Annotated in this window: 2 protein-coding genes and 1 pseudogene; all 3 read right to left on the reverse strand. The window is 77.5% G+C overall.

Annotated features, from left to right (window positions below):
* Window positions 1–604: pseudogene (locus NBX02_RS07940) on the reverse strand (hypothetical protein); the annotation flags it as partial.
* A 1-nt stretch (window position 605) separates the two neighbouring features.
* Window positions 606–1487, reverse strand: a complete 882-nt coding sequence (locus NBX02_RS07945; RefSeq protein ID WP_250290666.1) for an NAD-dependent epimerase/dehydratase family protein — start codon at window positions 1485–1487, stop codon at window positions 606–608.
* Window positions 1484–2515 (reverse strand): glycosyltransferase family 4 protein (locus NBX02_RS07950; RefSeq protein ID WP_250290668.1); only part of this gene is annotated, 1032 nt, incomplete at its 5' end. The genes NBX02_RS07950 and NBX02_RS07945, both read right to left, overlap by 4 nt.

Below are 2515 nucleotides of genomic sequence, written 5' to 3' on the forward strand. Positions count from 1 at the left end.
GAGGCCCGCGGCCACGACCGCGGCCGCGGCGCGTAACGGCCTGGCCGCCGTCGAGCGCCGCGGCGCCCCGGCTGCTGTCGATCATCGTGGCGGCCCGCCAGGACGTGTACAGCCGGGCGAAGGCAGCCCGGGCCTCGTCGCGGTCACCGTGCGCTGTCAGCGTCCAGGCCCAGTCCCAGTAGTGCAGGTGGTAGCGCCACAGCAGCGGCGCGCCGGCCTGCGCCCAGTCGAGTTCGGCCGGGCCGCCGCCCGGGGCGCGCAGCCGGCGGGGGTGGCCGAGCAGGGTCAGCGTCCCGTCGAGCAGTTCGGCCACGTCCGGCCAGGACGCGGCGCAGCGGCCGTCGAACGGTACGAAGGCGGACGGCCAGCAGCCGATCTCCGGGGCGGCCAGCCGCAGCAGCCGGTCGGTCGTCCCGGGGAAACGCCGGGTGAAGGCCCGCTGGCCGCGCAGGCGCACCCGGGCGGTGACCTGTTGTGGCCGCAGGTGCCGCACGGTCCGCGCGTACCGTGCGGCCGGCGCCGGCCAGCCGGCGGCGCGGGCCACAGCCGCGATCCCGTGGCCCGCCGGCGGGCATGGGCCGGTCACGTCAAGCGGCTCCGCCATGTCAGCGGCGCCCCTCGGCCAGCAGCGCCGCCTCGTCCCGGATGCCCCGCGCGAACGGCCGTGGCGCGAAGCCGAGGTCGGCGGCCGCGTCGGTGATCGGGAACGCCTTGTCCTCGGCGAGCCGGGCGATCTGCTCGGCGCGCAGCCGCGGGCGGGCCGCCAGCCGTTCGTACCCGCGGGCCGCGGCGAGCGTGGCGCGCAGCGGGAACGGGACGGTGACGGCCCGGCGCCCGACCGCGTCGGCGGCCTCCGCCACGATCGTCCGGAAGGTCAGTGCCTCCGGCCCGGCGAGGTTGTAGGCGCGGCCGGCGCAGGCGTCCGACCGGACCGCCGCCAGCACGGCGGCGGCGAGATCGTCGACGTGGACGGGCTGCTGCAGGCGCCTGCCGCCACCGGGCAGGGGCAGCAGCGGGCAGCGGCGCAGCGCGGCCAGCAGCCGCGCCATGTTCCGGTCGTCCGGGCCTCCGTAGATCATGGTGGGGCGCAGGATCGTCCAGTCGAGGCCACTGCTGGTGATCGTTTTCTCGGCGTCCGTCCGGATCCGCTTTGTCGCGGCCGGGAGCGTTGTGAAGATCGCGGCCGTGGAGATGAAGAGCGCCCGATGCGGCCCGGACGCCTCGGCCGCCGAGACGATCACGTCCGCGTGCCCGAAGCCGAGGGAGGCGATGTTGACCAGGACGTCGCCCTTGGCGGCCTGGAACGCGGCGTCCACCGAGGCGGGGTCGTCGAGATCGCCCGCGACGGCCTGCGCGCCCGCGCGTTCCAGGGCCTGGGCGGCCGCCGCGCCGCGGGCGAGCCCGATGACGTGGTGGCCGTCCCGGAGCGCGCCCGCGACCACCCGGCGTCCGAGGAATCCCGTTCCGCCGGTCACCAGCAGCCTCATGCGCGTCCTCGCCGCCCGGTGACGTCGGCCGTGACGTCGGCCGTGCTGTCGGCCGTGCTGTCGGCCGTGCTGTCGGCCGTGCTGTCGGCCGTGCTGTCGGCCGTCCCGAAGGCCTCGGATGCGCCGGGCGCGCCGGAGCCCTCCGCCGTACCCGCCGTCCTGCCCGCCGTCCTGTCCGTCCCTGCTGCCCCGCCCGCCGGCGGGGGCGGCAGAGGTGCCGGACGGAGCGGCTCGGCCACGGGCTGGGACGGCTTGTCCGCTGGCCGGCGCGGCTCGGCAGCCGGTCGGGGCGGTGGCACCGGTGGCCAGTGCAGTTCGGTGGTGTCCTCCGAGGGCTGTGGGCGCTGTCGCGGAACGGTGATGGCACGGCCCGTCACCTCCTCGAGGAGGTGACGGTAGCGGCGGGCGAGCACCCGCCGGTCGAAACGCGCCACCACACAGGCCCGGCCCTGTGCGCCCATGGCGGCGCGCCGGGCCGGGTCCGCGGCCAGGAGGCGGATCGCCCGGGCCAGTTCCGACGGGTTCTCGGGCGGGACGACGACCCCGCCCGCCTCGGAGAGGATCCGGGCGGCCTCACCGGCGAGCGCGCCGATGACCGGCCGGCCGGCGGCGAGCAGCTCGAACATCTTCGACGGGATGAAGGTGGCGAACAGCGGCACGTCCCGCAGCGGGACCAGGCAGATGTCGGCCGCGGCGACGATGGCCGGCACCTCGTCGCGGTCGACTGCGGGCAGCATGGTGACGTTGGTGAGCCCGAGCTCGGCGACCCGGTCGGCGACCCGCCCGCGGTCGGCTCCCTCGCCGACGAGGGCGACGTGCACCGGATCCCGGGCAAGCTCGGCCGCGGCGTCCACCACCGAGACCAGCCCCTGGGAGATGCCATGGGCGCCGATGTAGAGGACGAGGGTGTCGCCGGGGGCCGCGCCGAGCCGGGCACGCAGCGTCCTGGACGCCGGCTCCGCCGAGGAGGGCCCGGCCGAGGAGGGCCCGGCCGGCCGGCCCGGCGGCCGTGTCCGGGCCACCGGCTC

The organism is Protofrankia sp. CiP1_Cm_nod1, from assembly GCF_920888515.1.
In the GTDB taxonomy this organism is placed as follows: Bacteria; Actinomycetota; Actinomycetes; order Frankiales; family Frankiaceae; genus Protofrankia.

What these genes read in the sequence shown, in the direction of transcription:
- NBX02_RS07945 (WP_250290666.1), bottom strand. Translation starts at nt 1,487, where the DNA reads ATGAGGCTGCTGGTGACCGGCGGAACGGGATTCCTCGGACGCCGGGTG.